At 47.1% G+C, this 24,155-nt stretch carries 21 protein-coding genes and 1 tRNA gene; 3 read left to right on the top strand and 19 right to left on the bottom strand.

Features of this window, described 5'->3' with window-relative positions:
* Position 1 precedes the first annotated feature (1 nt).
* The 5 genes from WC959_01020 to WC959_01000 all read right to left on the bottom strand — a co-directional run bounded on the left by WC959_01020 (position 2) and on the right by WC959_01000 (position 4,620).
* On the bottom strand, positions 2-580 hold the full coding sequence (locus tag WC959_01020) for a hypothetical protein (protein ID MFA5687725.1): 579 nt from the start codon (positions 578-580) through the stop codon (positions 2-4).
* The gene (locus WC959_01015) at positions 577-1,491 is read right to left on the bottom strand and encodes a dihydroorotate dehydrogenase (protein MFA5687724.1); all 915 of its coding nucleotides are present in this window, start codon (positions 1,489-1,491) and stop codon (positions 577-579) included. Before WC959_01015 ends, WC959_01020 begins: the two co-directional genes overlap by 4 nt.
* Positions 1,492-1,617: 126 nt before the next feature.
* Positions 1,618-2,484: a dihydroorotate dehydrogenase electron transfer subunit gene (locus WC959_01010; protein ID MFA5687723.1), complete on the bottom strand. Its 867-nt coding sequence runs from the start codon at positions 2,482-2,484 to the stop codon at positions 1,618-1,620.
* Positions 2,451-2,978, bottom strand: a complete 528-nt coding sequence (locus tag WC959_01005; protein MFA5687722.1) for a DNA-deoxyinosine glycosylase — start codon at positions 2,976-2,978, stop codon at positions 2,451-2,453. The genes WC959_01010 and WC959_01005 overlap by 34 nt, the downstream gene beginning before the upstream one ends.
* 76 nt (positions 2,979-3,054) lie before the next feature.
* Positions 3,055-4,620 carry a D-aminoacylase gene (locus tag WC959_01000; protein ID MFA5687721.1) on the bottom strand — a complete coding sequence of 522 codons (1,566 nt, stop codon included), beginning with the start codon at positions 4,618-4,620 and terminating at the stop codon, positions 3,055-3,057.
* A gap of 425 nt (positions 4,621-5,045) precedes the next feature.
* Here WC959_01000 and WC959_00995 point away from each other — a divergent pair, with 425 nt between their 5' ends.
* A complete protein-coding gene (locus WC959_00995; GenBank protein ID MFA5687720.1) occupies positions 5,046-6,179 on the top strand; it encodes a Fic family protein in 1,134 nt (377 codons plus the stop codon).
* A 167-nt stretch (positions 6,180-6,346) separates the two neighbouring features.
* Here the strand turns inward: WC959_00995 and WC959_00990 are convergent, their stop codons facing one another.
* The 10 genes from WC959_00990 to WC959_00945 all read right to left on the bottom strand — a co-directional run bounded on the left by WC959_00990 (position 6,347) and on the right by WC959_00945 (position 19,197).
* Positions 6,347-7,231: a hypothetical protein gene (locus WC959_00990; GenBank protein ID MFA5687719.1), complete on the bottom strand. Its 885-nt coding sequence runs from the start codon at positions 7,229-7,231 to the stop codon at positions 6,347-6,349.
* 99 nt (positions 7,232-7,330) lie between these two features.
* Positions 7,331-8,698: a hypothetical protein gene (locus WC959_00985; protein MFA5687718.1), complete on the bottom strand. Its 1,368-nt coding sequence runs from the start codon at positions 8,696-8,698 to the stop codon at positions 7,331-7,333.
* A 108-nt stretch (positions 8,699-8,806) separates the two neighbouring features.
* Positions 8,807-9,463, bottom strand: coding sequence for a hypothetical protein (locus WC959_00980; GenBank protein ID MFA5687717.1), 657 nt, complete (start codon positions 9,461-9,463; stop codon positions 8,807-8,809).
* Positions 9,464-9,558: 95 nt separating this feature from the next.
* On the bottom strand, positions 9,559-11,475 hold the full coding sequence (locus tag WC959_00975) for a hypothetical protein (protein MFA5687716.1): 1,917 nt from the start codon (positions 11,473-11,475) through the stop codon (positions 9,559-9,561).
* Between the two features lie 305 nt (positions 11,476-11,780).
* A complete protein-coding gene (locus tag WC959_00970; protein ID MFA5687715.1) occupies positions 11,781-13,772 on the bottom strand; it encodes a hypothetical protein in 1,992 nt (663 codons plus the stop codon).
* Positions 13,773-13,963: 191 nt separating this feature from the next.
* Positions 13,964-16,267: a hypothetical protein gene (locus WC959_00965; GenBank protein ID MFA5687714.1), complete on the bottom strand. Its 2,304-nt coding sequence runs from the start codon at positions 16,265-16,267 to the stop codon at positions 13,964-13,966.
* Positions 16,268-16,341: 74 nt separating this feature from the next.
* The gene (locus WC959_00960; GenBank protein MFA5687713.1) at positions 16,342-17,217 is read right to left on the bottom strand and encodes a DNRLRE domain-containing protein; all 876 of its coding nucleotides are present in this window, start codon (positions 17,215-17,217) and stop codon (positions 16,342-16,344) included.
* Positions 17,218-17,409: 192 nt separating this feature from the next.
* Positions 17,410-18,084, bottom strand: coding sequence for an FCD domain-containing protein (locus WC959_00955; GenBank protein ID MFA5687712.1), 675 nt, complete (start codon positions 18,082-18,084; stop codon positions 17,410-17,412).
* A gap of 60 nt (positions 18,085-18,144) precedes the next feature.
* Positions 18,145-18,375, bottom strand: a complete 231-nt coding sequence (locus WC959_00950; protein ID MFA5687711.1) for a hypothetical protein — start codon at positions 18,373-18,375, stop codon at positions 18,145-18,147.
* Between the two features lie 393 nt (positions 18,376-18,768).
* The gene (locus tag WC959_00945) at positions 18,769-19,197 is read right to left on the bottom strand and encodes a tyrosine-type recombinase/integrase (protein MFA5687710.1); all 429 of its coding nucleotides are present in this window, start codon (positions 19,195-19,197) and stop codon (positions 18,769-18,771) included.
* Between the two features lie 84 nt (positions 19,198-19,281).
* Here WC959_00945 and WC959_00940 point away from each other — a divergent pair, with 84 nt between their 5' ends.
* On the top strand, positions 19,282-19,512 hold the full coding sequence (locus WC959_00940; GenBank protein ID MFA5687709.1) for a hypothetical protein: 231 nt from the start codon (positions 19,282-19,284) through the stop codon (positions 19,510-19,512).
* Positions 19,513-19,565: 53 nt separating this feature from the next.
* A tRNA-Arg gene (locus WC959_00935) sits at positions 19,566-19,642 on the top strand.
* 169 nt (positions 19,643-19,811) lie between these two features.
* On the opposite strand, the gene cmk is transcribed toward WC959_00935, so the two are convergent.
* The 4 genes from cmk to WC959_00915 form a co-directional block, all read right to left on the bottom strand.
* Positions 19,812-21,161, bottom strand: coding sequence for a (d)CMP kinase (gene cmk / locus WC959_00930; GenBank protein MFA5687708.1), 1,350 nt, complete (start codon positions 21,159-21,161; stop codon positions 19,812-19,814).
* Positions 21,158-22,447, bottom strand: coding sequence for a 3-phosphoshikimate 1-carboxyvinyltransferase (aroA, locus tag WC959_00925; GenBank protein MFA5687707.1), 1,290 nt, complete (start codon positions 22,445-22,447; stop codon positions 21,158-21,160). Before aroA ends, cmk begins: the two co-directional genes overlap by 4 nt.
* Before the next feature lie 65 nt (positions 22,448-22,512).
* A complete protein-coding gene (locus tag WC959_00920) occupies positions 22,513-23,361 on the bottom strand; it encodes a prephenate dehydrogenase/arogenate dehydrogenase family protein (GenBank protein ID MFA5687706.1) in 849 nt (282 codons plus the stop codon).
* A gap of 102 nt (positions 23,362-23,463) precedes the next feature.
* Entirely contained in the window at positions 23,464-24,147 is a 684-nt protein-coding gene (locus WC959_00915) for a hypothetical protein (protein ID MFA5687705.1), read from the bottom strand.
* Positions 24,148-24,155 lie beyond the last annotated feature (8 nt).

Raw genomic sequence — 24,155 nt, 5'->3', positions numbered from 1 at the left:
TCTATTTTCCTTTCGCTAACGAGGCTGAAAGCTCCGTCTGCATTCTTGATGGACGGCGTCCGTCCAATGTATCGAGCAGATAATAAATGTCGTGACTGTTATCAGAGATCGCACAAATCAGCAATCCTTCCGTTATGCTAAACCGGATCCGGCGTCCCGGCGGTTCGTTCGCCGGAATTTCAATTTCCCACACCGGCCACGCACCGTATGAATGCACCGAACGGATCCCGTCCGGCAGAAAAAACTCCATTCGCCACCGCAGCAGCGTTGATCGCGATCCAATCGCACTGACGAAAATCAGTGCATCACAGTGATTGCGGCCGGGCGCTGCTGCCGCAGCGAGAATTAACGATGAATATTTGACCTGCGGCAGTATCTGAAAAACCGGTTTGAGCAGCTCGCCGGACGGCCTCTGTTTTAATACTGAAAAATCAGGTGCGTTACTGCTGTAAATTATTCTGGCATCCGCCGGCAGCGGCGCGTACGGATTTTTTGCTGCCGGTGAAACATAAATCATCCAGCCAACACACATTGCAGCCGTGAGAAGAATGAACGTAAAAACAATCCGCCGCTGCATCATAACTGAACCGTTCCCCTCAGTTCGGCGATAGAGTTTGCACCGTGCGCAATCATCCAGCGCTCAATACCTTCAATTACACGGATTGCAGTCGACGGATCAGTAAACGTGGATGTTCCGACGGCAACGCCGGTTGCACCGGCAATAATAAATTCCAGCGCATCTTCCGGCGAGCTGACGCCGCCCATGCCGATAATCGGAATTTTAATTGCCTGCGCCGCCTCCCACACCAGCTTGACTGCAATCGGTTTAATCGCCGGGCCGGAAAGTCCGCCGGTGCGGTTTGCAAGTTCCGGCCTGCGCGTTTCAATATTAATCGCCATGGCCGGATATGAATTCATAATTGAAACCGCATCGGCGCCGCAGTCCTGCGCCGCGAGTGCAAACGCTTTAATGTCCGTTACATTCGGCGCCAGTTTTACAATCAGCGGCTTGCCGGTTTTGGCACGGACTTCGTCAACCACCGCTTTAAACGGATCAATATACGTCCCGTACAGTGCACCGCCCTCTTTTACATTCGGGCACGATACATTCACTTCCAGCGCATGCACGCCCTCTTCCACATCCAGCATTTCGGCAACGCGACCGTAATCCTCCACTGTTCTGCCCCAGATATTTACGATCACCGGTACATCAAATTTTTTAAGAAACGGCAGATAATTTTTAATAAAACCGCCGGCACCGGGACCGGGCAGCCCGATCGCATTCAGCATTCCGCTCGCGACTTCAAATGTGCGCGGCGGTGGATTGCCGATGTGCGGCTCCGCTGAAACTCCTTTCACCGTGATCGCGCCCAGCCGGTTTAAATCAACATAATTCGCATACTCCGGTCCGTAACCGAACGTTCCCGACGCCACTGTTACCGGGTTTTTCATCTCCAGCAAACCAATTTTTATTTTCAGATCAACATTCATTTTATTAACCACGGAATACACAGATTACACAGAAAGTCAGTTGGCAATCCGTTCAATTTGAATTTGAGAATAATGTCCGAAATTAACGAATAAACCCAGCTTATATCCGAGTGTATTCCATGGTTTTTAATCCCAGTAAATTTCCTCGGCGTTAAAGACAGGACCTTCTTTACAGCAGCGCACCCACTCCCAGCCGCCGGTTTTTTTCTTGCGTTTGATAACGCACGTCAAACATGCCCCTGTACCGCACGCCATATTGCGATCCATTGAAAGCCACGCAGTAAATTTCTGTGCTACCGCACGGGTGCCAATGGCCTCGAGCATTCCGTTTGGACCGCACGCAAACACCTCCACAGCACTCAAATTCCCGGCACGCTTATGCAGCCACTCATCCAGTGCTTGGGTGACAAGCCCTTGGCGCCCGCACGATCCGTCATCCGTGGTGATCACCACATCCCAGCCGAGCGCTTTGAATTCTTTAATACAAAGGATATCGCCGGCGCTTCGTCCCCCGATAAAAACAGTTCCTTTTACCGGCGACGCAACTGCCTGTAAATAGAGCGCTGCACTGCCGTAACCGCCGCCGACAAGTGCGACAGCGGTCGTATCTTTTACCGGCGCCGGGAATCCGGTGCCAAGCGGACCGAGCAGATTCACCTCTTCGCCGGGCTGAATATCCATCATTGCCTGCGTACCTTTGCCGACAGATTTATAAAGAATCGAAACGCTACCGGCATCCGCCTTAAATATACTGAACGGCCGGCGCAGTACACACTGTTCAAGTCGCGGTACACGCAGATGAATAAATTTTCCGGGGCGCGCTTTCGGGCCGATTCCCGGTGCCGCGAATGTGAGCATCCGGTATTCGCCCTGATAGCAGATGTGTTCAAGAACGGTTGTTTTTTCCTGTATCATCGGGCGGAGATTGTGCGGGCTTTCCGCCGCCGCGTCAAATGCATTTAATTTCCCAATGCCTTCAGAATCTTTTTCCATTCCGCAAATTTATTTTCCCGTGAAACTGAGGCATTTGCCGGACTGGTTGACGGCAGTATGATGAATTTTAACCGGCGGCTGCGTCCGCCGGCCGCAGAACTGTTCAATTCCGGAACGACAAGCCTGTGAAACAGTTTGGCGGCGGTCTGTCCGTTAAAAAAGACGGTGTGAATTTCCGGTGCAAATTTAAACAGCGCCGTAAAATTATTTGCCTCTACACCGGTCATGTTTGCGTCCAGACTGCCTTGCCGCCGGCAGGTATGTGCAACATCCCACAGCGCTACACCGGATTTTCTTAATATCGCCAAACGCTTTTCATACGGCAGCTCGCGGCTCGCACCGAAAAGTTCACCCGTAAAATCCCAGAATAAATTACGCGGATGCGCATAATACTGCTGCTGCCGCAGCGATTCTTCACCCGGCATTGACCCGAGAATCAGCACTTTTGCATTGCGATGCGCTGAATATGGGAAACTCTGAATTTTATTTGCCACAAAATTAATTTAACCGCGGATAACACGGATATGAACGGATATTTTAATTCTATATTAATTTTATCTGCGGTTAAAACTATTCTAAAAATTTTCCGTTCCGGTTCCCGGTCAGTGTCCCGCCGGTAATCGTCAGTGTTCCATTCACAATCAACGTTGTAACGCCTTCAGAAAGTTGATGCGGCTCGGCGTAGGTCGTTTTTTCTTTTATTTTTTCCGGCGTAAAAACCACCACATCGGCGGCATTTCCTTTTTGCAGCACGCCGCGGTTTTTCAGACGGAATTGTTCCGCCGGCAGTGCGGTCATTTTACGAATCATTTCCGGCAGCAGCACCGTTTTCCCATCAAGTGCCGCACGCAATAATTTTGTAAAAGTGCCATACGCTCGCGGATGCGGATGATCGACACCGAGAATTCCATCCGGTGCACGCAGCGAAGCATCACAACCGATCATCACCCACGGCAGCTCCAGAATCCGCCACATGTTTTCTTCACTCATGCCGAAAAAATTTGCACCGGTGCGCAGCTGGTCGGTTTCAATAATATGCAACAGCGCATCAACCGGCTCCAGGTCTAGTTTCGCGGCGACATCGTCCACCATTATCCCTTTAAACTGCTTGAGCGCCGGATGCTCAACCGACCCGATCATCACCGCTTGAAAACCGAATTCACCGCGGCCCTCCAGAATTTCGCACCGGATTTTTGCGCGTGTCTCCGGATCGCGCAGGCGCGCGAGCACTGCATCGCGTCCATCGTACAGCGCCCAGTCCGGCAGAACTATATCAAGATCGGTTTGCGACGCAGTGTATGGATAACGGTCGGCGGCCAGCTCTATTCCGCCGGCACGCGCTGTCTCCATCTTTTCCAGCGCAGCCTCCAGTTTATGCCAGTGAGCCTGCCCCGATGTCTTCAAGTGCGAAACCTGGACGCGAACTCCGGCGCGCCGGCCAATATCAATCGTTTCGTCAAGCGCTTCCAGCAGCGCGCGGCCCTCGCTGCGCATGTGCGACGTATAAATTTTTTCTTTTGCGGCGCAGACTTTCGCCAGTTTAATAATTTCTTCACGCGGCACGGCGGATGCCGGCGGATAAATTAAACCGGTGCTCATTCCGCACGCGCCTTCATCCAGCGCCCGTTCAAGCGCATATTGCATTTCATTCAGTTCGTCCGGCGTTGCGCCGCGCGGTTCATAGCCGCACACACCGCGATGCAGAGTATTGTGTCCGGCGAGCAGCGCTTCATTCACCGCCGGTTTTACCCGGTCAAAAAGCTGCCGGTATTCTGTTACGGTGCGCCATGTGCCGGGGAACGGCTTATCCTGCCAGTCGGTCGGCAGCGCTGCACCGCCGGGACGCGGGGCGGCCGACGCACCGCAGTTGCCGCAAATCTCTGTCGTAATTCCCTGAAACACCTTGCTCGACGCACGCGGTTCGATCAGCAGATACGCATCCGAATGTGAATGCACATCAATAAATCCCGGACAGACGTATTGACCTTCGGCATCAATAATTTCAGCCGCACCGGCGTTGTGCAAATCGCCGACCGCCGCAATCTGCTCGCCGATAATTCCAATATCCGCCGCCATCGCCGGCGTTCCCGTTCCATCCAGTACCGCTCCGTTTTTAATCAGCAGATCAAAGTTCATACGAAGAATTTAAGACCACCCGCCAGTGTAAATCGACATTAATTTTTTGCTGTGAGATGTCCGGGACAAAAAACCGCATACGATTGTAAAAAATAAAATTCCATTCTCCGGCGGTATCTCCCATATTTTGCAATTATGTGCTCCGGTAGCTCAGCTGGACAGAGCAACGGATTTCTACATTTTGTAATGTTCAATAAAATTTTCTTGAAAAATTAGTTTAAATCAATGTTTACAGTAGTTATATGAAATTTTACTGTCCTGATTTGTTCGAATAAATTCCGTCAAATCCCATCCCTTAAATCAGAGTTCATACATCATTAGTACAACAATAAATTTTCTGAAAAATTGAATGAGTCCAAAATAGGGACATAAAAAATCGAGCTTCGTTTCATGAGCCGATTAACGACAATATTCGGCTCATAATTATGGTTGTTTTCGAGCTGAATGTGTCGCATAAACGGCTCATGAAATATAATTGGCAGTTTTCTGAGTGGCCTGAATTTCAGTATGAAATCGGCGGAGTACAAAATTTAATTCTTAAATTCATCGAAACAGCAGGACGAACAAACGGGATTTTATCAACGCTACCGGAAACGGAAAAAACAGAAACGATTGTTGACCTGATGGTTTCTGAAGCACTCAAAAGCGCAAAAATTGAAGGCGAGATGCTCAGCCGCCCGGATGTCATGTCCTCAATTAAAAAAAATCTAGGCCTGCACACGAAGCTGGAAAAAACAGGCGATCAAAGAGCAGAAGGAATTGCAGAACTGCTGGTTTGTGTACGGAACAGTTTTGCAGAACCATTAAGCAAACAAGCACTTTTCAAATGGCATTCCATGCTGATGAAGGGCGCTGTGAAAATTCAGTCCGGCGCATGGCGAACGCATAAGGAGCTGATGCTGATTGTTTCAGGCAGCATTGGAAATGAAACGATACACTTTGAAGCACCGCCATCAACCGCCGTTCCTTTAGAAATGAACCGGTTTATTTCATGGTTCAACAAAACAGAAAAAAACATGCCGAATTTCCCCATAAGGGCGGCAATTGCACATCTGTATTTTGAATCGATTCATCCATTTGAAGACGGAAACGGACGGATTGGACGGGCTCTTTCAGAAAAAGTACTGTCTCAAGGATTTGGACATCCGGTACTGCTCAGTCTTTCTCCGGCCATTGAAGCAGATCGTTCGGGATATTATGCCGCTCTTAAGCAGGCGCTGCGGTCTCTTAATGTCACCGAATGGATTGAATGGTTTATGAGCACGCTGATTGCTGCACAGCAACAAGCAGAAACCCGGATTGAATTTACGGTACGAAAAACAAAATTTTATGACCTTATTAATGGCATGAAACTCAATGACCGGCAATTAAAGGTATTGCATAGGATGCTGAAAGAAGGTCCGAATGGATTCCGGGGAGGAATGTCGGCTAAAAAATATATCGCAATCACAAAAACCAGCAAGCCTACCGCCACACGCGACTTACAGACATTGGTTGAATATGGCATTCTCACATCCTCTGGCGGCGGGCGTAGCACAAGCTATCAAATTGCTTTATAGCATAGCGGTATCACCCTTTGCCGGAGCATTCATTCAAAGTTCATATCCGTTACCTGAATCTGGCCGGGAACCTCATAACTACGCATTCAACTTATTTCGTCCAATTGGAAAAGCTCTGCCGGAAGATCATTAAATCCGGCAGAGCATTCCCAATATCCGCTTTGCTATTATACTTTATGTAATTTTTTTCGAAAAACCATCAGCAGCACTGAACTGAATACAAACAGACCGATAGTCGCCGGTTCCGGTATAACAGACGCCATTTCATTGTTTGCCCAGGCAAAATACTGAAGGTTCACAGCCCCCGAACCTGTTGTTGAACCACCACCATCTCCAATTATCAAGCTGTTTCCTGCAGTCGCTTGACCAGTTTGACGCGTTCCGTTAATTGTCGCGGTGGCAGTACTCTCGCCGTTTAAATAAACTGCGGCCTCATGGTTTACTGCGTCAACAAGGATGCGTACATCATTCCACCCGTCGGCGAGCTGAACATTTCCGCCATTAAGACCGAATCGCACAATGTAATAAATATTGCTAGTAGCGGCGGGCGTAGTTGCGTCCAGCGGCCGGCGAATATAAACCCCAAACTGCCAATCATTAGGTGTGCCTGCATCCGGAATAACTTCCAGCCGGAAATCGATTGTCATTGAGCCATCATATGTCCCTGCGCCAACGCTACCGTCCAGCAGACGATAAGTACCATCTTGTGCTGTATTAGTGATACTTAAATATGTACCGACTATGCCTGCAGACATGTATCTATTTCCCCATTTAGGATTGCTTGCGCTTGCGTCCGGTAAGTGCCCCTGACTTGCATCGTAAACGGCATCATATCCACTTGCCGTTCCATTTGTTACCGCCTGCCATGTCCCCGGCAGAATGATGGATGCAGAAACCGCCGCACCAATTGATGTAATCATTAACCCAACCAGTATTGCTCTCTTTCTCATGTTCCTTCTCCTTCCTGTTGTTTGTTGTTCCGGAATCTGTAACGTTTTATTTTTCACAAATCCGGCATTTATTTCTGCGATACGATTATTTGGTTTATACAACAAATAACCGGTTTTAATATGTGATACATAAAAAATTTAAATAACCCTGTCAACTTTTTTTTACTAATTTCAACGCACCAGCTCTGGATTATATTACCGTTATAAAAACCGGAATGAAAACAGATCGGCATATTTCATATGAAACCGGAAGCGCACAGGAACGCCATCGAGCATTCCAAGCGTACGCCCCGACTTCCATACAACCGCCTGCTCAATCGAATCGCCCTGAAGTTTTTCGCAATCAGATAATGAAAAGCCTTCAACCGGATATCCGCCTTCATCAACGATTTCAACCTGCACACTCCCGCCGTCATATCTGAAATGCTTTGCTTTGGTTTTATAATTCAACACCATCTGTGTTCCGCTGAAACGAAGCAGTTTGGTTTCAACAACACCGCCTTCCGGCGCCGCCCGCAATGAAACAAATCCGTCTTTCCGATAGGTGAAGCGGCGCAGCCGCGATGCCGCACCCTCATAATATGCTTCATGCGCATAAATTGAATATTCGGCATCATTTCCGGGAAGTTCCAGCAATCCCCACCAGATATAATTACTGCGGTTTCCATCTCGATCAGCCGGAGCATCGACGGGAATTACAGCCTCCGGCCAGCGTTTAAACGTCAACCCGTCCCGACTGCTCATAAACAGCGGTTCGGTCTGCGCAGTAAGCGAAAGAAACCTCGTCGGGAATCCAATATAAAAATGCGGATTGCGCGGATATTGAATAATCGAACTTGTGTATAAATGTTCCGGCGAAACACCCGGATATTCAAGAAACTCAGGATCCTTGCTCCAATGTATTAAATCGGGCGAAGTCGTCAGCATCACATCGCGGTATGTTCCGTCACGAAAATGCCGGAAATATAATACGTATGCCTTACGCACAGGATCCCAGAAGGCAAGATTCTGCGAATCAAACCACGGTTGCGGCCAGCCCGAGCGTTTTTCCCAGCTTGAGGGAAATACCGGTTCGTCCTGCATCAACATCCAGTTTACACCATCCGCAGATTTAAACGCGTACAGTCCGCCGGTGCGAGAATGTCCGCCCATGGCTTTATATTTTTCATCCGGCGGGCAATCCGGATTGGTATCTTTAAACGGTGTGAAATTATGCCGGGCAACACCGTTGTGGATAATATTATTTTCTTTCGATCCTTTAAAGTCTATCAATCCGAGATTCGGGCGGATCCAGTCAATTCCGTTTGTGCTGTATGCGTAACAGATAACTTCATCTTCCGGTGGAGTACGATGGTTGGTTCCGCGATAATACATCCGGTAGATGTTTTCGTCCTGAAACAGCGTATAATAACTGCAAACATTACCTTCCCAAGGCATATCCGTTACAAATACAACCTCCTGGGGTACCGGACGATGGAGATGCAACCCTATTTTTCCTTGTATATTTTCAATTAAGTAATCATCAACAAACAATTCCAACTGTGACCCGATGTCAATTGGACCATCCACAACAGTTATTCCTGCTGTGGATCCAAAAGAACGCACCGAAAATTCCAAAAGGAAAAGGATACACGTCAAACCGAATATTTTTATTTTCATAGTGTATTTATCAGAAAGTTACTTGGATAACCCATCAAGATAATAGCTTGTGTTCGCATTATGTTTGAAGAAAAACCCGGCAATTTCCCGGGCACCGCCCTCAAAGGTATCTACTTCCAACTTAATGGGAGCTCCGCCACCAACAGTTAATACTGCTGTTTTATCCCCAAAAGTATAATCCAGCTTACATTCCATCCATTCATCGGTGGCATAATAACCTTTATATTCCCATTTTTTGTCAACAAAAACTTTAAATGATCCATCATTTGCGCGCCAAAGGCTTTTAAATTTATTGTCTTCACCGCGTAACCCCCAGCTTGCGTCACTTCCGGCAGGAATATACCACGCCCATTCACATGATAACGATTGATCTGTTTTTCTGATCGGCGATTTAAGCCTTATTTCAATCGTTCCTGATCCATCCGGCCCCCGGGAAGTAATGGCATACTGTGTGCCCTGAAATGCCCCTGGACCGGATGTTTCCTTGCCAATAACCTTATCTTGCTCTCTGGTGGATATCTTTCCAACAGTCACTCTGGATGGTTTTATTCCGATCACGTCATTTTCAAATCCGTTATTATCAAATAAAATTGTTCCGGATACAGTATCTGTAATACGAATTGCTGAAGCAGAAAGATAAAAAATTAAGCTTATAGTAAAAATGAACCATTTCATTAATGAATCTCCTTATTATTATTTTTTTAGTCTTTGTTCCATGTGAGATGATATCGGCATCATACGGTTTTTCCTGCAATGCACCTCCTTATTATTTATTTGTTAGTATTTGTTCCATATGAGATGGCAGCAGCATCATGCGACTTTTCCCGCAAAGTACCTTCAAGAAAAAAATCCGGATGATGTCCGTAATATTCACCATCAAAAAACAATCCTCCAGTTTCGCCTGAAATTAAATATAGCTTATCTCCTCTTATAATAAATTTTGTCATACTGTTATTAAACGGCAACATAGGCGCTTCCCCAAAAGAATCAGTTTGTGTGTCGTACACAAAAATATCACTGGTGTATCGCTGTTTTTTTCCGATCCAGTCTTCCTTCACATATTCAGGATAAAACATTTTCGCCAATCCAAAAGACTGGGATTTTTCTATTCGCCCGTCAGAAAACTGAATGTTGTGAAATTGAGCGCCGCCCATCAGCAAAATATAGCGATTTTTGTATACGATCTCTCCCGTCGGGAAATTGCCACTGGCAATCGGGAGATCAGCCAGACGTTCCCAACGATCCGTCGAAGGATCATACCGCCAGTTATCAATGACTGTGTTGAGTTTCCCATTTAAGGAATCTCCTCCGGTAGCACCCCCCATAACATATAGTTTTCCATTTACGGCCGCCGCCGCGTTATTAAACCGGACCGTTCCTGGGCAAGGGGAAAGCTCTTTCCAGCCTTGCCCGGAATGTTCCGTATCAAAAACCAACAGCCTTCGCCCTATTCCTGAAATTTTTCCTGTTCGGTCTGTTGTTGTAAAATATCCTGTCCTACGCTGGTCATAGTCACATGCGCCAATCACATAAATTTTTTTCCCGATTGCGCAATTTCCTGACCAGACTAAATAATGCGGAATCGGAGGCAGATTATACCACACCCATGCCCCGTTCTCCCTAACAAGCATATAGCCATCTGTAAAACAGGATTGTTCTTTCCCACTAAAACCGCCCCACACATATAATTTGTCATCTACGACAACGCAAACTGTACCCATTCGTGCTTTTCCTGGAAAATCAGGGAGCCGCTGCCATCCCTGCTCGGGCGCTGTAACATCCATCGCAAAAGCATCATTAAAATATCCCCTTGGGTAAACTCCGGGTTTTGCAGAATACTCTTCGCCGGTACACCAGCCACCAACGGAGATAAAGAAATTGCCAATCATTCCGACCGCCGGCCATTGAAATCCTCTAGGAACATTAGGAAGCCGTTTCCATGTAATATCAACGATCTCCGGCAATTCCGGTCGTGCATCAACATTGATTTCCTCGCGCGCGCCGACAGAACCTGATTGCTGAATCACTGATTCATAAATTCCGTCAAGATAATATCCCTGAACATTATGGCCGAAGAAAATACCTTTAATTCCAGGAGCTCCGCCGTTGTAATTATCGACTTCCAACTGCATGGTTACACCATTAACGGTAAACTCCGCAAAACGTTCCCCAGCGGCGCATCGCAATGTACATTCCATCCACCGGTCAAGCGGGTAATTTCCACGGACTTGCCACGTTTCTCCGTCGTACACCTCGAATGAACCGTGTCTGGCCCGCCATAAACTTTTATACGGTTGAAAATCTCCCTTTAATCCCCACCGCGCATCGCTCCCAGATGGCATATACCATGCCCATTCAATAAGCAATGCCTGACCTTTTACAGAAATAGTTTTCGAACATGTTATATCGATTCCATCGTTTTGGCTTCCGCCAGATGTGTGGACATACTGTATCCCTTTAAAGGCACCCGGCCTTCCGGATTCAAACCCCAAAACACGGTTCTTCCCGATTGCATCAATTACGCCGGGAACAATTACTCTGAACGGTGCTTTATCAATCACGTCCTGTTCAAATCCGTCATTATCAAAAAGCACAGCGCCGCTTTCAATTTCAGTAATCCGAATCGCCAGAGAAATGTTGTTTAATAATATCGAAAAACTTATGCATAACCCAAATAATTTTTTCATTTCCTATATCCAATTCAATTGTAACCTTAATATTCTGCTAATCTGCTAAAAGGCAAAAATCACCTGAGTGACGTGATGATTAATCCAATTCATATTACCTTTTCTCGTGTTCTTTTTCTTTCAGTTGTTTATTTTTTAGGGGACCTATAAGTGTTTCATTTTCTATAAATCCGGTGTTATTCTCGCGACATGTTTATTTGATTTACATAACAAACAACCAATTTCAATATGTGATACATAAAAATTCAAACGATCCTGTCATTTTTTTACCAATTTCAATGCACTAACCCTGGATTACACTACCGTTATAAAAACCGGAATGAAAACAGATCGGCATCACGCATTCTAAATATCAGCCGAACCGGTTGTCCCTGCAATGCGCCGACGTTCCCATTATCCTGCCATAGAACTTTTCGTGAAATTTCATCACCAATCATGACGTTGCAATCATACACACTGAAACCGGGAACCGGAGTTCCGCCGGCACCTTCTATACCCACAAGAATCCGTCCTGCCGCGGAAGTCGAATAGTTTATTTCTAATTCCGTTCCCGAAAAAATTAAACTTTTCGTTTTCATCTCTCCGTAAGGCATGTTTGCATGCAGCGATGAAAAACCGTCCAGCCGAAAAACGTAACGTAGATTTCCGACATACACAGCCATTTCTTCGTCACCGGCAGGCACAACGCCCAAGGCGGCAGCCATGGCTTTCGGTGCGGTCGGATGCCAGCGTTCCGGATGCAGGCCGGGACGTATCAGCGCCTCCGGAAATGTCCGGTCATACGTTTCCGTACCGCGGGATGACATTAACGGGATATCTGACGGGAAACGATGAACATTTCCCAATGCCGCCGGCCAATATCTCCAGGGCAATGCGATATAGATGTGCGATGCACGGAAGTAAGGGCTGGTCTGGTTTGTATAAAACTGTTCTTCATCAATATTGACGTCGATTTCTACTCCGGGAGTCCAGTTAATAAAATCCGTTGATGTTGTCCGGCTGATCCCCCGCTTGCTCACCGACCACCCGCGAGACGCGGCCTGCCAGGACGTACGATAATAACAGACATACTGCTGTTCCAGATCAGACCAGAAAGCAACATTTTGACTGTCGAAAGGATGCTCTCCCGCAATACTCTCAGGAATAACCGGTTGTTCCTGAATTTTTTTCCACCGGATGCCGTCTGCTGAAACCAGCCCGTACAGCCCTTCACCGGAACACCAGCTCTTTCCGCCGCCGCCAACAGCTTTGAAACGTTCTGCTTCCGGAATACCGGGCCGTGTATCTAAAAACGGGCTGAAATTATGTGTGATCGCTTCATCATCCGGTTTTAAAATTATGTTCCCGGCAAAGTTATCTTCGGGGAATAATCCAAGATCCGGCGTTTCCCACTGAATCCCGTCAAAACTGCGCAGATAATAATACCCATAGACTGCTTCACCGGTCAGCACTTTATGCCTGACTCTATAATAATAATGGTAAATATTATCTGCCAGAATTACTGTAGCGTATCCTCCGGATGCCGGCATTCCGGATACAAACTCAGACCGGGGTGTTTGCAATTGCATGGTAAGGTTGTCCAGATTATCTATAAGAAACCGGTCAATAAAAATCTCACGCCGGTTTCCTATATTAACCGGTTCCTCATCTGATCCATTCGTTGTACACGCTTTGCCGGTAATCGCGATGTCTATCCCGGTTTTTTTCGAGTTCTGCTCGTAATTAATGTTCAGTCGAGGGCGATCAGCTACCGTCTTATATTCTGAAGAACGAACCTGCCCATATGCCGAACCGTCGCTGATAATAACTATTCCGGCATTCTGTCTGGGATTTTCAATCCAAGATGAAATCAGCTCCGGCGGAAGATAGATAACCGTTTTAGCAAGAGACGGGTTAAACGTTCCTTCATAAACAGCCTCTGCCGAATAATCGCCACTGCTGAATCCTGATTTCTGTGCCCATTCTTCATTTTTATATGACCGGTAGAGAAATGAAACTTCTCCGGATTCGGCGGCAGCTTTTCCGATACCTGCCCCCTGCCGCCAGCCGGCATGCTCAGGATTCAGTGTGTGAATACGAAAAGATACAGGGGTATTGTCCATTGAAGGCGTGCGCGACACCAATTCCAGTGTAACTGATTTTACAGCCAAAGGCACAGCGCTGTTTAACGGCGAAAGGTCAAACCGTAATAAAACAGTGAATCCGGCACCAAACGTGAGAACAGTGTCAGCACCGTAATTGCGATCGTTTCCGGTGCGGATTGTCGTATCGCTTGCTCCGTTGTAAATGCCCGTCAACGGGTTATTTACTCCCTGCTGAAAAACCGCAACGTCTGCACGGGAAAAAACTGCGCATATCAACAAAGACAGGATATAGATAAAAAACCGGTTATGACTGAAAAATTTCGTTTTGTTCCAAAAAATAATCATACGCTGTAATCTCCATTTATTGTCAGAAATATAATTTTCTGCAAAAATATGGTTTTCTTTTATTTTTCATCAGCAAAGCCAAAAGCAAACAGGTCAGCATCATTTAACACAAACCTCACTCTTACAGGACGCCCGGAAATATCCTTCAGATTATTTCCAGACAACCAGGTAACTGCGCGCTGAGTTGAATCGCCAAAAAGTTCCATACATTCTTCCAGCGAATATCCCGGAATCAGGGTGCCGTCCGGGCTCTGAATCTCTACACGAACAGACCCACCGGCGGAAGTTGAAAAATTAAGCAGCAACTCTTCACCTTTAAAAATCAATGGCTTTGTTAGAAGCTCTCCGCCATTTCTTGAAGCGTGCACGGACGAAAAACCATCCAGTCTCAACGTATATCTGCGTAATTTGTTTCCATTATGATCCTTGCTTCCGGTCCAATAACTTTCCTGAGCATAAATTGAAATTTCATTGGGTGCATCTTCCAGTGCAGATGCAGTTTCCAGCATGCCCCAGGCAGCGTACGCATCGCCATAGGCCCACGTCCCCCAGCGTTCAATGCCGGGACGCAGAAACGTTTCCTCCCATTTTTTAAAATGAACGCCATCGCGGCTGGCAATTAAAAAGGTATCGGTTATTGCCGAGCGCAGGCGTCCTCTGGCGGTGCCGCGGATATCCCGATTTTCTTTGCCCGGCAGTAAATCCAAACTGCTATTTCCTGTTCTTTCTACATAACGGGCAGGCAATCCAATAAGAATCTGTTTGGCGCGGTAATACGGTTTAATTCCTGAAGTATATAACTGGTCGGTACTCCGGTTGTCATACGTCAAATCCGCTTCATTTTCCCAATGAATAAAATCTTTTGACGTTGCAGTTCTAACGGACCGCACACTGCCAACCGAAGAACCATCAGGATGCAGCATAGAGCGATTAAAAAATCGCCAATATGCCCGGTATTCTCCTTTTTTTTCGTCCCAGAAAGCAAGATTAAGCGAATCCATTTCTCCGTTCGTAAGCACCGGTTTTATGCTGAGAGGCAGCCAGTGAATACCGTCTGCGGACTTCATGGCATATAACGATCGAGGATTCCCTTCGTCGACGCAAACCAACGCTTTATATTTTTCATCCGGATTGACCTTCGGGTTTTCGTCTTTAAAAAATGAAGCGTTGTCTCCTACATCAAGATGAAAATCACCGAACTGACCACTGGCGATAACAATATTGTTTTTCTTCGATCCATTAAAATCAAACAAACCCAGCTCAGGGCGCTCCCAGTTTATTCCGTCTTTACTTTCCGCATAACAGAAAATATTTGAGTGTGTATTGGCCGCTTTCCGATCAACAACTTTAACATCACAACCCCGATAGTACATTTTATAAATTGAATCATCCTTAAAAATACTGAGATAACCGCAGGCATTACCTTCCCACGGCTGATCAAAATTTAATACAGTTTCTCGTATTTGCGGAGTTTGTAACCGTAATTCAGCGCTGCCGGATAATTGATCAATAAGAAACTCGTCGATAAAAAGTTCCCTGTTGCTTCCGATATCAACAGGGTTTTCATCAGTAATTTTTGATTTTTGAACCGATTTATTTACAGCAACGATCTCGCCGGTAGCAGGGACACCTGTTTCGACATTTACCGGCGAGGCCGATGTATAAGTGATATTCAATCGCGGACGTTCAGCAACGGTTTTATATTCTGACGAACGTACCTGTCCATACGCCGTATCGTCGCTGACAATCACCAGTCCGGCATTCTGTTCAGGTTTTTCAATCCAGGATAAAATCAGCTCTGGCGGAAGATGAACAACTGTTTTAGGAGCCGATGGGTTGAATATGCCTTTATAAACAGCCTCTGCCGAATAATCGCGGATGCTGAATCCTGATTTCCGTGTCCATTCCCCCTCCTTATACGACCGGTAGAAAAATGAAACTTCTCCCGGACTGGATACATCCTTCCCAATGCCTGCCCCTTGCTGCCAGCCGGCATGTCCACGGTTCAGCACGTGAATACGAAAGGAGACCGGCCTGGTTTCAGCAGATGAAATTCGCGGTGCCAGCTCCAGCACTGCCGATTTTATCGTCAGCGGCGAGGCGCTGTTTAAAGACGAAAGATCGAACTGTAAAAGAACACTGAAGCCGCCACCGAACGTAAGGATGGTGTCACCGCCGTAATTGCGGTCGTTTCCGTTGCGAATTGTTGCGTCATGTACGCCGGTGTAAATTCCGGTAAGAGGATTGCTGGCTCCCTGCTGAAAAACTGCAACTTCAGCACATGCAAACACGGCTGTAAATAAGTAGAACGCGCGCAACAATGAATGAATATGCCATGTTGTATTTGTAATTTTAATACTCATCTCTCTCTCCTTTATTAAATACCAGAGCTGTTAATAAATTGGATGACACTGTTTTCAAAAAAACGCCGAAGTTATTAGTGAATCATTATCAGTCTAACTGAAGATTGAAAAACTGTATAATTAATAACTAATTTCGGACGATGGGTTACTGTACTATATCGTGAAGAAAAAACCTGCGTGTAAAGGGCATCTGTAGTGTCGTTGGCCACAAAAACTATTCCGGCATTGTTTGCAGGAGTTTTAATCCATGACAAAACTATGTCCGGCGGAAGAGTTATAATATTATTTGAAGTAAGGCTTGATCTCCCCGTATAAAGCGGATTGGAAAAATCGTAATCAGCCGTACTAAAAACTCCTCCGCCAGACCACTTGACAGTATCATATAAGAAATGTGTCCCGCAGGTGGCGCCAAGAACAAGATCAGCGGCTCCGCCTTCTCCTGTTCCTTCTACCCAACCGGCATGAACACTGTTCAATGCATAAACTCCAAAATCAATTTCGCCACGACCGGATCCGGCACGAGGAACTAATTCGATTGATGCGGAGTGAATCGTAATTTTTGACGCTAAATGGGTTAATGAAGAAAGATCGAATCTCAGCAAAGCATAAAAAGATCCGGTGAGTCCGTATGCAAAAGAAGTTATGCCGCCATAATTTCTACTGTTGCTGATATTAATATACGTATCCCGGGTACCGGAATAAGCACTTCCTCCGGAGAATTCGTTAGTAACTCCCTGTTGAAAAACCACCTCATCTGCCGGTACATATAAAAATATAAATATAAACAGACAAATCATACCAGCAATTTTTTTCACCGGAAAAATCACAGAACACTCGATGGTTTTCCCGCCGACTGAAAGTATTTTTTGCAAAAGTTTAAGCGATGCTTTAGGTCGGCGGATTCCATCAACAGAATCTGCATGAAAAATAGCTTTTTTTGTTTTTTGCATATCACTACCTATATTCGCAATGCTTTATTTAAATATTATGTAATACATATTTTATTTTATTTTATTTTTTGTCAACCATTTTTATTCGTTTGTATTTTTCGAATTTGAACGTGATACATCCAGTCATAAAAAACTCCCAAAGATAAATCATTGGGAAATTTTTATAACGCTACAGATTTTACTCAGCATGTATCACAGTATTTTAAAATACGGATACATATGTTTACGTAAGCCAGTCAAAAACCGATTCAGGTCTTTTTCTTCCAGCGCTTCAACCATGCTTTTATGCTGCTTTACCCAGGTTTCTCTGTGTGCTTTCGCTCTTTTCGAAAGCGGATTACTATCTGTCCATCGACTTTTGAATACCGGCGCATAAATATGCACCAATAAGCTGGCCAGGCGGTTACCGCAACCTTCTGTTAGAGTTCGGTGAAATTCAGTTTCTGCATGAATAAAATCCTCAACGGTCACCTGATCATTTTTTTTATCTATGTCATCCACGATCCGGCGGAGTTTTTTTATTGCCGTTTTAGTAATCCGCTTTAGCGTTAACGGCCCCAATCCCAATTCCATCGCCGCCCGGAATTCCACCATGTCATGATGGTGGTGCGCGATTTTATGTTGGCCTGAAAAATAATGTCGTAATTCAAGTGTCACCGGATCGCGAATAATACGGATTCCTCCTTTTCGCCGAGATTGAATGATCCCGAAAACCTTGAGCGCAGTCAGCGCCTCCCTGACAGGTATCCGGCTGATCCCGGTTTCTGCAACCATATCAAGCTCTCCAGGCAAAGCATCGCCCACTCCGAGCCGGTTTTCCTCTATGTAGGTTTCAATCCAGTTTAAAACTTGTTCCGCTGCTGTCATTTAAGCAATTTACTTAAATAGACTATAAAAGCAAGTGGCTGAAGTAAAATCAGAGATATTTCATACCAGAATGAGCTTTTCTTCATTCACTACAACAAAGGAATCGATCTTTTTATCGCCGGTGCCCATCCTTTTGTCGATTTTTACTAAGCCCTTATTTGCAACGGAATCATTCCGCTCGTCAAAAATTCCGATTACATGCGTGTCATTCTGCAGAGGAATTTCATTAAACTCTTTACTAAACGATGACATGACCGGTTCGAGCGAATTCAATAATTTCCTGCTCATCATACCGCACCTGACAACATGTAAAATTAATCTGCCAAATCCATCCGCGCCTGGCATACCGTTTGATCGTCCCCGGACAGGTACCAAGAACTTCAGCGGCCTGCTTTCGTGTAAGTAGCTTAGACTTGGGACGTATTGCTCTTGGAGAAAAAGCGTCAAGAACCCGTTTCTTCTCATCGGATTTTATTTCAGTAATGAGAGCGTGTCGTCTATTTCGCGTATATTCATTATATATATCCTCATTATACGCTGACTTGTTGTATCAGTAATATCTATATTGTGCCTTTAAGGAGGATACATATACATAACAGTAATGCAAACAATAAGTTAGAAGAATAAATATTCCACTTGTCAAATAATCAGAGTAAACTGGAATATGATAAGTTTAAAATTTTATTATGAGTTTATGGTTCTCAATAATTCATTTTTGATCTGTGCCCAATGCTCTTCGGTCATCAGCTTCAGCCTATCCTTGATCCATACAGGAACTTCCTTTTGCACATCATTCAGCGGCGCATCCAGCGTAAAAACATTGGCAACCTGACGGGAGGTGTCTTCCCCGATGTGTGTATAATGTGCCGTCATCGCAGGACTGCCATGCCCAACCACCGCCTGAACGGTGGCTTGCGGCGTCCCGCGTTCTGCATGAAGCAAAACATATGTGTAACGCAATGAGTGAAAGCCGACCTCAACCGCCGTGCGTTTTCTCTGCATATTTACAATATCAGTATTCGTTGTTTGAATGTCGCACTTTAAAAAATGCTTCTGAATTTCGCCGGTAATTTGCGACCGGCGGGCCGGAGAACCTTTGTCATTTTTATACAAATGGTTGCTGCATATTCCGGAAGAACAAATCCTTTTCGGCTGCCTGACGGCACCTCCTGTAACTTTTCACGGAGCGCGGAAGGAATGCCAATTAAAACCGGTTTTTGTTTTTTAGCAGTTTTATCGAAATCTGTCGCAGAATACCCCGTGGCTTGCCACGGGGAGATTCACTTTGTTTCTTGCCTTGCTCCGGTGTGCTGGTTATTTTCCTCATACCTTCTTTTTCAAGTGTATTATTTTGAAGGGTTTGGTTATACCCTGAACAATGCACTTAAAAGGGAAGCAAATGCATGGAGCACAACAATAAAATTGTGATCGCTGTAGACCGTGTTTTACAAGCACTTAATATATGAAATATTACATATAAAACCCCGGTAGCTCAGCTGGACAGAGCAACGGATTCCTAATCCGTAGGTCGCGGGTTCGAATCCCGCCCGGGGTACCACTAAACGCTGTTCCGGTCTTGCGCCTTATTTTTACCGTGGCTTGCCACGGGACATCTTCAACACAGCTTTAAATCAAGCTGCGCAGCTCCTTGCTTTTTCTCTAAATGGTACTGAATATATTTCTGAATCACTTTATTTATTTTTAGAGCGATCTTGTTTTAATTTGATTTATTCCAGCTCTTCGCTGAATTCTCCGCATTCAAATTTTTGTTTGAGGTCGGCGATGCGCTGCATGATGAGATCACCGATTTTTCCGTAAGCTTCGCGATCGGTACCGAGTGCACGGATTTCCTCCTGCGTGATGAGCTGTCCGAAAATAACGGTAATCGGTTTGCGCTTTAATCCTCCGCTGTTTTTTGACCACGCCTCATAGGAGCCGTGCACATACACCGGCACCACCGGCGCGTTGCCTTTGGCGACAAGAAAGCCAATGCCGGGTTTTGCCGGCTGTAAATTGCCGTCCGGCGAACGCGTGCCCTCAGGAAAAAGCGAGACTGCGCCGCCGTGATGCAGCAGTTGAATCGCGGTTTTCATCGCTTTCAAATCGCCGCTTTCGCGCGACAGCGGAATGACGCCGACGCCGCGCAAGAAGGCGCCGAACAGTCTGTTTTTAAACAGCGTGTCACGTGCCATGAAGTGAATTGTACGCATACGCGTGAATGCCCCGACCGCCGGCGGGTCGAGATAGCTGGCATGGTTCGAGGCAATAATCAGTCCGCCGGTTTTCGGTACATTCTGCAAACCAATGACCTTAATATTATTCACCACGCGCAGACCAAAACAGAGGAAATCACACGCGGTGCGATAGAGCCGCGGATTCACCATCGTTTCCGTGCGCGGCGCCTCGAGTTCTTCTACGCGATCAATTACAACTTTTACAACACCGGCGATATCAAGATTAGATGTATCAATCACATATGCGCCGTCCGCAATTTTCAGCGGCGCGGCTTTGCGCGTTGAATCTTTTTCGTCGCGCCGCTGCAGCGACTCCATTACTTCCTGCGCCTTTTCCGTTTCGCCCTTTGCGATCAATTCGGCATGCCGGCGTTTGGCGCGCTCTTCCGGACTGGCATCGAGATAAAATTTATACGGTGTTTTCGGAAAAACCACCGAACCGATGTCGCGCCCTTCCATTGCCAGACTGCCGAGCTTTTTCAGTTTACGCAAACGGTGCACCACAAATTTACGCACCGGCGGCATGGCTGCAATATCCGAAACCGCTTCGCGTACATTTTTTTCGCGCAGCGCTGCGCCCGGCTCGACGCCGTCGACCGCAAATGCCACCGCACCATCGCGTACAAAAAACTTCCACTTCGATTTTAACAGCGCCGGAATCACCATCAGCGGATTTTTCGTATTCGCATGGCTCTGCTGCATCTTCCATGTTACGCCGCGATACAGTGCGCCGGAGTCCACATAGATGCAATTCAGCCGTTTTGCCACTTCGCGTGTAACGGTAGACTTGCCGGACGCTGCCGGTCCGTCGATTGCAATGATCCGCTGTTTCTGTTTCCTCATAAAGCTTTCCCTCCAAGCTGTTCGAGGTGCTGCCAGAATCCGGGATACGATGTCGCAATACACGCTGTGTCGGCAATCCTCACCGGCGCATCAGCAAACAAAGCCAGAATTGCCATCGACATAGCAATCCGGTGATCGCCGTGCGACGCCAGCGGTATTTCCGGTGCAACAATGTTTGCACCGCCGGCAATTTTCATTCCGTCCGGAGCTTCTTCAACATCAACACCGAATGCGCGTAAATGCGTCGCCATTACTGCAATGCGATCCGATTCTTTCACCCGCAGTTCCGCTGCGTCGCGAATAACCGTTTCACCGGTGGCGAGTGCCGCTGTTACAGCGAGTACCGGAATTTCATCAATTAAGTTTGGAATTTCGGCGCCGGAAACCTGCGTGCCGGAAAGTTTTGTACCGCGCACAACAACTGTTCCAACCGGATCCTTATACGTCGCCGTAAATTCAACCGTAATTTCGGCCCCCATCCGCTTCAACACATCGATTAACGCAGTACGGCGCGGATTTAAACCGACGCCGGTAACTGTTAATTCAGCGCCCGGCCGCGCCGCCGCTGCGGCAATCCAGAAAGCGGCGCTCGAAAAATCGCCGGGGACAAAAAGCTCACGCGCTTCAAAACCTGCACCGCCGGAAATAGAAATGCTGTGTCCATCAATTTCAATCGGCAGTCCAAACATCTCAAAAAGTTTTTCAGTATGATCGCGCGTTGAGCGCGGCTCAACCACTGTCGTTCTGCCGGCGGCAAACAGCCCGGCGAGCAGAATACACGATTTCACCTGCGCCGACGCCACCGGCAGTTCATAATAAATTCCGTGCAATGGCGCACCGGAAATTTTCATCGGCAGTGTGCCCTTCGCTCCGGTGAGTGAAATAGCGGCCCCCATCTGTTCGAGCGGTTTTTGAATGCGCCCCATCGGCCGGCGCGAAAGCGACGCATCGCCGGCGAGTATCGATTCAAAATTCTGTCCCGCCAGAATGCCGGCGAGCAGCCGTGTGCCGGTGCCGGAATTTCCCATATCCAGAATTTTCCCCGGCACGTGCAGTTTTCCGGCCGTGCCGGTAATCTTTAAAACATCGCCGGAGAAACCGGCCGATGCGCCGAGTGCACACATTGCATTCAATGTATTCATCGCATCTTCGCCGGCGAGGAATCCGCGCACCGCCGATGTTCCGTCTGCGAGCGACGCCAGTATCGCGATCCGCTGCGAAATACTCTTATCGCCGGGAACCGGAATTTCCCCGCCGAATGTTTTAACTGGAAACACTGTTTTCATTTACTCCAGCCACTCCCTTTCACGAATCAGTTACTGATAATATATTTTGATGTTACCATCTCTAATTAGTGTTCATTCGGGATTAATAATTTATTCCGTTTTTCACGTGCAGCGGCAAACCAGGCCGTAATTTTTTCTTCATCGCCGGAATCGAGCAGCTGCTCAAATGCATCCAGATTCCGGCGCAATTCGGCGAGTACATTTTTCAGGGGCGGCGTATTGGTACGCACAATATCGCTCCAAATCTGCGGTGCACCGCCGGCGACACGTGTTGTATCGCGGAATCCGCTGCCGGCAAATTCCCCGGCGGCGTTTGCGGTGAGCACCAGCGCCGCTGCCGTCACATGCGGCAGATGACTGGTTGCGGCGAGGATTTCATCGTGTTTATCCGCGCTCATTGTAACGGTTTTTGACCCGGTGGACTTCCACAGTGCGATGACCTTTTCTATGTGTTCCGGCGCGGCGTTATCCGGTGTAACAATCGTCAGCGCACCGGCAAATAAATCAGCATCGCCGGCGTTAACACCCTGCTGTTCCGATCCGCAAACCGGATGCGAACCGATATAGTGGAGATCGTTCCGGCCGGTGAGCGCGGCTGGAATTAATTGATGCAAACAGGATTTGGTGCTGCCGACGTCGGTTAAAATTGCACCGGCAGACAATGCGGTGCGGCACTCTTTAACGAGCGCCGGGATCGAGAGCACCGGCGCACAAAAAACAACTATATTTGCGTTTTTAACTGCCGCTGGTGCGGAGTCAAAAACGCTATCAGCGGCACTGCACGCTAGCAGTTGTGTGCGCGCTTCGGCGCGGCGTGCAAAGGCGTGAATACGCACCGGTACACCGCGTTTCTTCAACGCCAGCCCCAGCGATGCGCCCATCATTCCGGCGCCGATAATTGCGATTGTGTTCATACAACTGTTTCCCAGAATTGAACGATGAAGCTTCTCAGAAACATTGATCCGGAACAATTCATTTTGCACATACCGGTCCGTGAGCCTTGATGCGACTGCAAATTATTTTGCAGAGCGTACGGTGGCAAAAAAGCGGTCTTCATAGCGTTTGAACAGTCCGTGACGTTTCAATAAATCCGCCAAATGCGGAAGCTGCGATGCATCGCGGGAGGCGTTCAGAAATGCGTTTTCGATTTCGAGGTGCAGGGTTGCTTTCTGATCGCGCTGCCGCTGGTGAATATCCTGTATGTTTCCCGGGGCCGACTGCTGCACCAGCTCGACCATCAGTTTAAGCAGGCAGACTTCCCACGGCCGGTCAACGCCAACCAGCACTGCGTCCAGCGGATTATCGCGCGCAGCCACGTCCGTTTTAACGCGCGTCACAACTGCCGGCAGTGAATCCGTCAGAATATAATCGTTGATGTTTTCTTTCTGGATTTTAAACCCGTATTTTAGAATCTGCATATCTGCGGCGTGGTTCCGCAGCCAGTTGGCATATTCCTGTGCCTCTTCGCCAAATCCCTCCAGCATGCTGTCGGCGATAGAGGCCGGTGTAATAATTCCCGGGCGGAAGGCTTTTAATTTTCCTTCGCGCACGCGGACTTTATCCACCGAATCCATCAGCTCGCTGACGAGGTGATAGTTCACCAGTGTCGTGCCAAATGTTTCCAAACGGCGGTCCGGCAGCGAAACAACTTCCGTGTTGTTTACGGCGTACCAAAAATCAAATTGCGGGTCGTTTTTCATAGGCGGTC

The organism is Kiritimatiellales bacterium (genome assembly GCA_041656295.1).
Lineage (GTDB): Bacteria > Verrucomicrobiota > Kiritimatiellia > Kiritimatiellales > Tichowtungiaceae > Tichowtungia.
Note: the sequence above shows the minus strand (reverse complement) of the source record. Positions and strands in the feature narration are given on the sequence as shown.

Excerpts from the sequence above, each read along its gene's own strand:
- WC959_00915 (MFA5687705.1), bottom strand. The coding sequence starts at position 24,147 with ATGAAAAACGACCCGCAATTTGATTTTTGGTACGCCGTAAACAACACG.
- WC959_00980 (MFA5687717.1), bottom strand. The coding sequence starts at position 9,463 with ATGAAATGGTTCATTTTTACTATAAGCTTAATTTTTTATCTTTCTGCT.
- WC959_00995 (MFA5687720.1), top strand. The coding sequence starts at position 5,046 with ATGGTTGTTTTCGAGCTGAATGTGTCGCATAAACGGCTCATGAAATAT.
- WC959_01000 (MFA5687721.1), bottom strand. The coding sequence starts at position 4,620 with ATGAACTTTGATCTGCTGATTAAAAACGGAGCGGTACTGGATGGAACG.
- WC959_00960 (MFA5687713.1), bottom strand. The coding sequence starts at position 17,217 with ATGCAAAAAACAAAAAAAGCTATTTTTCATGCAGATTCTGTTGATGGA.
- WC959_00950 (MFA5687711.1), bottom strand. The coding sequence starts at position 18,375 with ATGATGAGCAGGAAATTATTGAATTCGCTCGAACCGGTCATGTCATCG.
- WC959_00955 (MFA5687712.1), bottom strand. The coding sequence starts at position 18,084 with ATGACAGCAGCGGAACAAGTTTTAAACTGGATTGAAACCTACATAGAG.
- WC959_00920 (MFA5687706.1), bottom strand. The coding sequence starts at position 23,361 with ATGAACACAATCGCAATTATCGGCGCCGGAATGATGGGCGCATCGCTG.
- WC959_01020 (MFA5687725.1), bottom strand. The coding sequence starts at position 580 with ATGATGCAGCGGCGGATTGTTTTTACGTTCATTCTTCTCACGGCTGCA.
- WC959_00975 (MFA5687716.1), bottom strand. The coding sequence starts at position 11,475 with ATGAAAAAATTATTTGGGTTATGCATAAGTTTTTCGATATTATTAAAC.
- WC959_00965 (MFA5687714.1), bottom strand. The coding sequence starts at position 16,267 with ATGAGTATTAAAATTACAAATACAACATGGCATATTCATTCATTGTTG.
- aroA (MFA5687707.1), bottom strand. The coding sequence starts at position 22,447 with ATGAAAACAGTGTTTCCAGTTAAAACATTCGGCGGGGAAATTCCGGTT.
- WC959_01015 (MFA5687724.1), bottom strand. The coding sequence starts at position 1,491 with ATGAATGTTGATCTGAAAATAAAAATTGGTTTGCTGGAGATGAAAAAC.
- WC959_01010 (MFA5687723.1), bottom strand. The coding sequence starts at position 2,484 with ATGGAAAAAGATTCTGAAGGCATTGGGAAATTAAATGCATTTGACGCG.
- WC959_00940 (MFA5687709.1), top strand. The coding sequence starts at position 19,282 with ATGCCAATTAAAACCGGTTTTTGTTTTTTAGCAGTTTTATCGAAATCT.
- cmk (MFA5687708.1), bottom strand. The coding sequence starts at position 21,161 with ATGAGGAAACAGAAACAGCGGATCATTGCAATCGACGGACCGGCAGCG.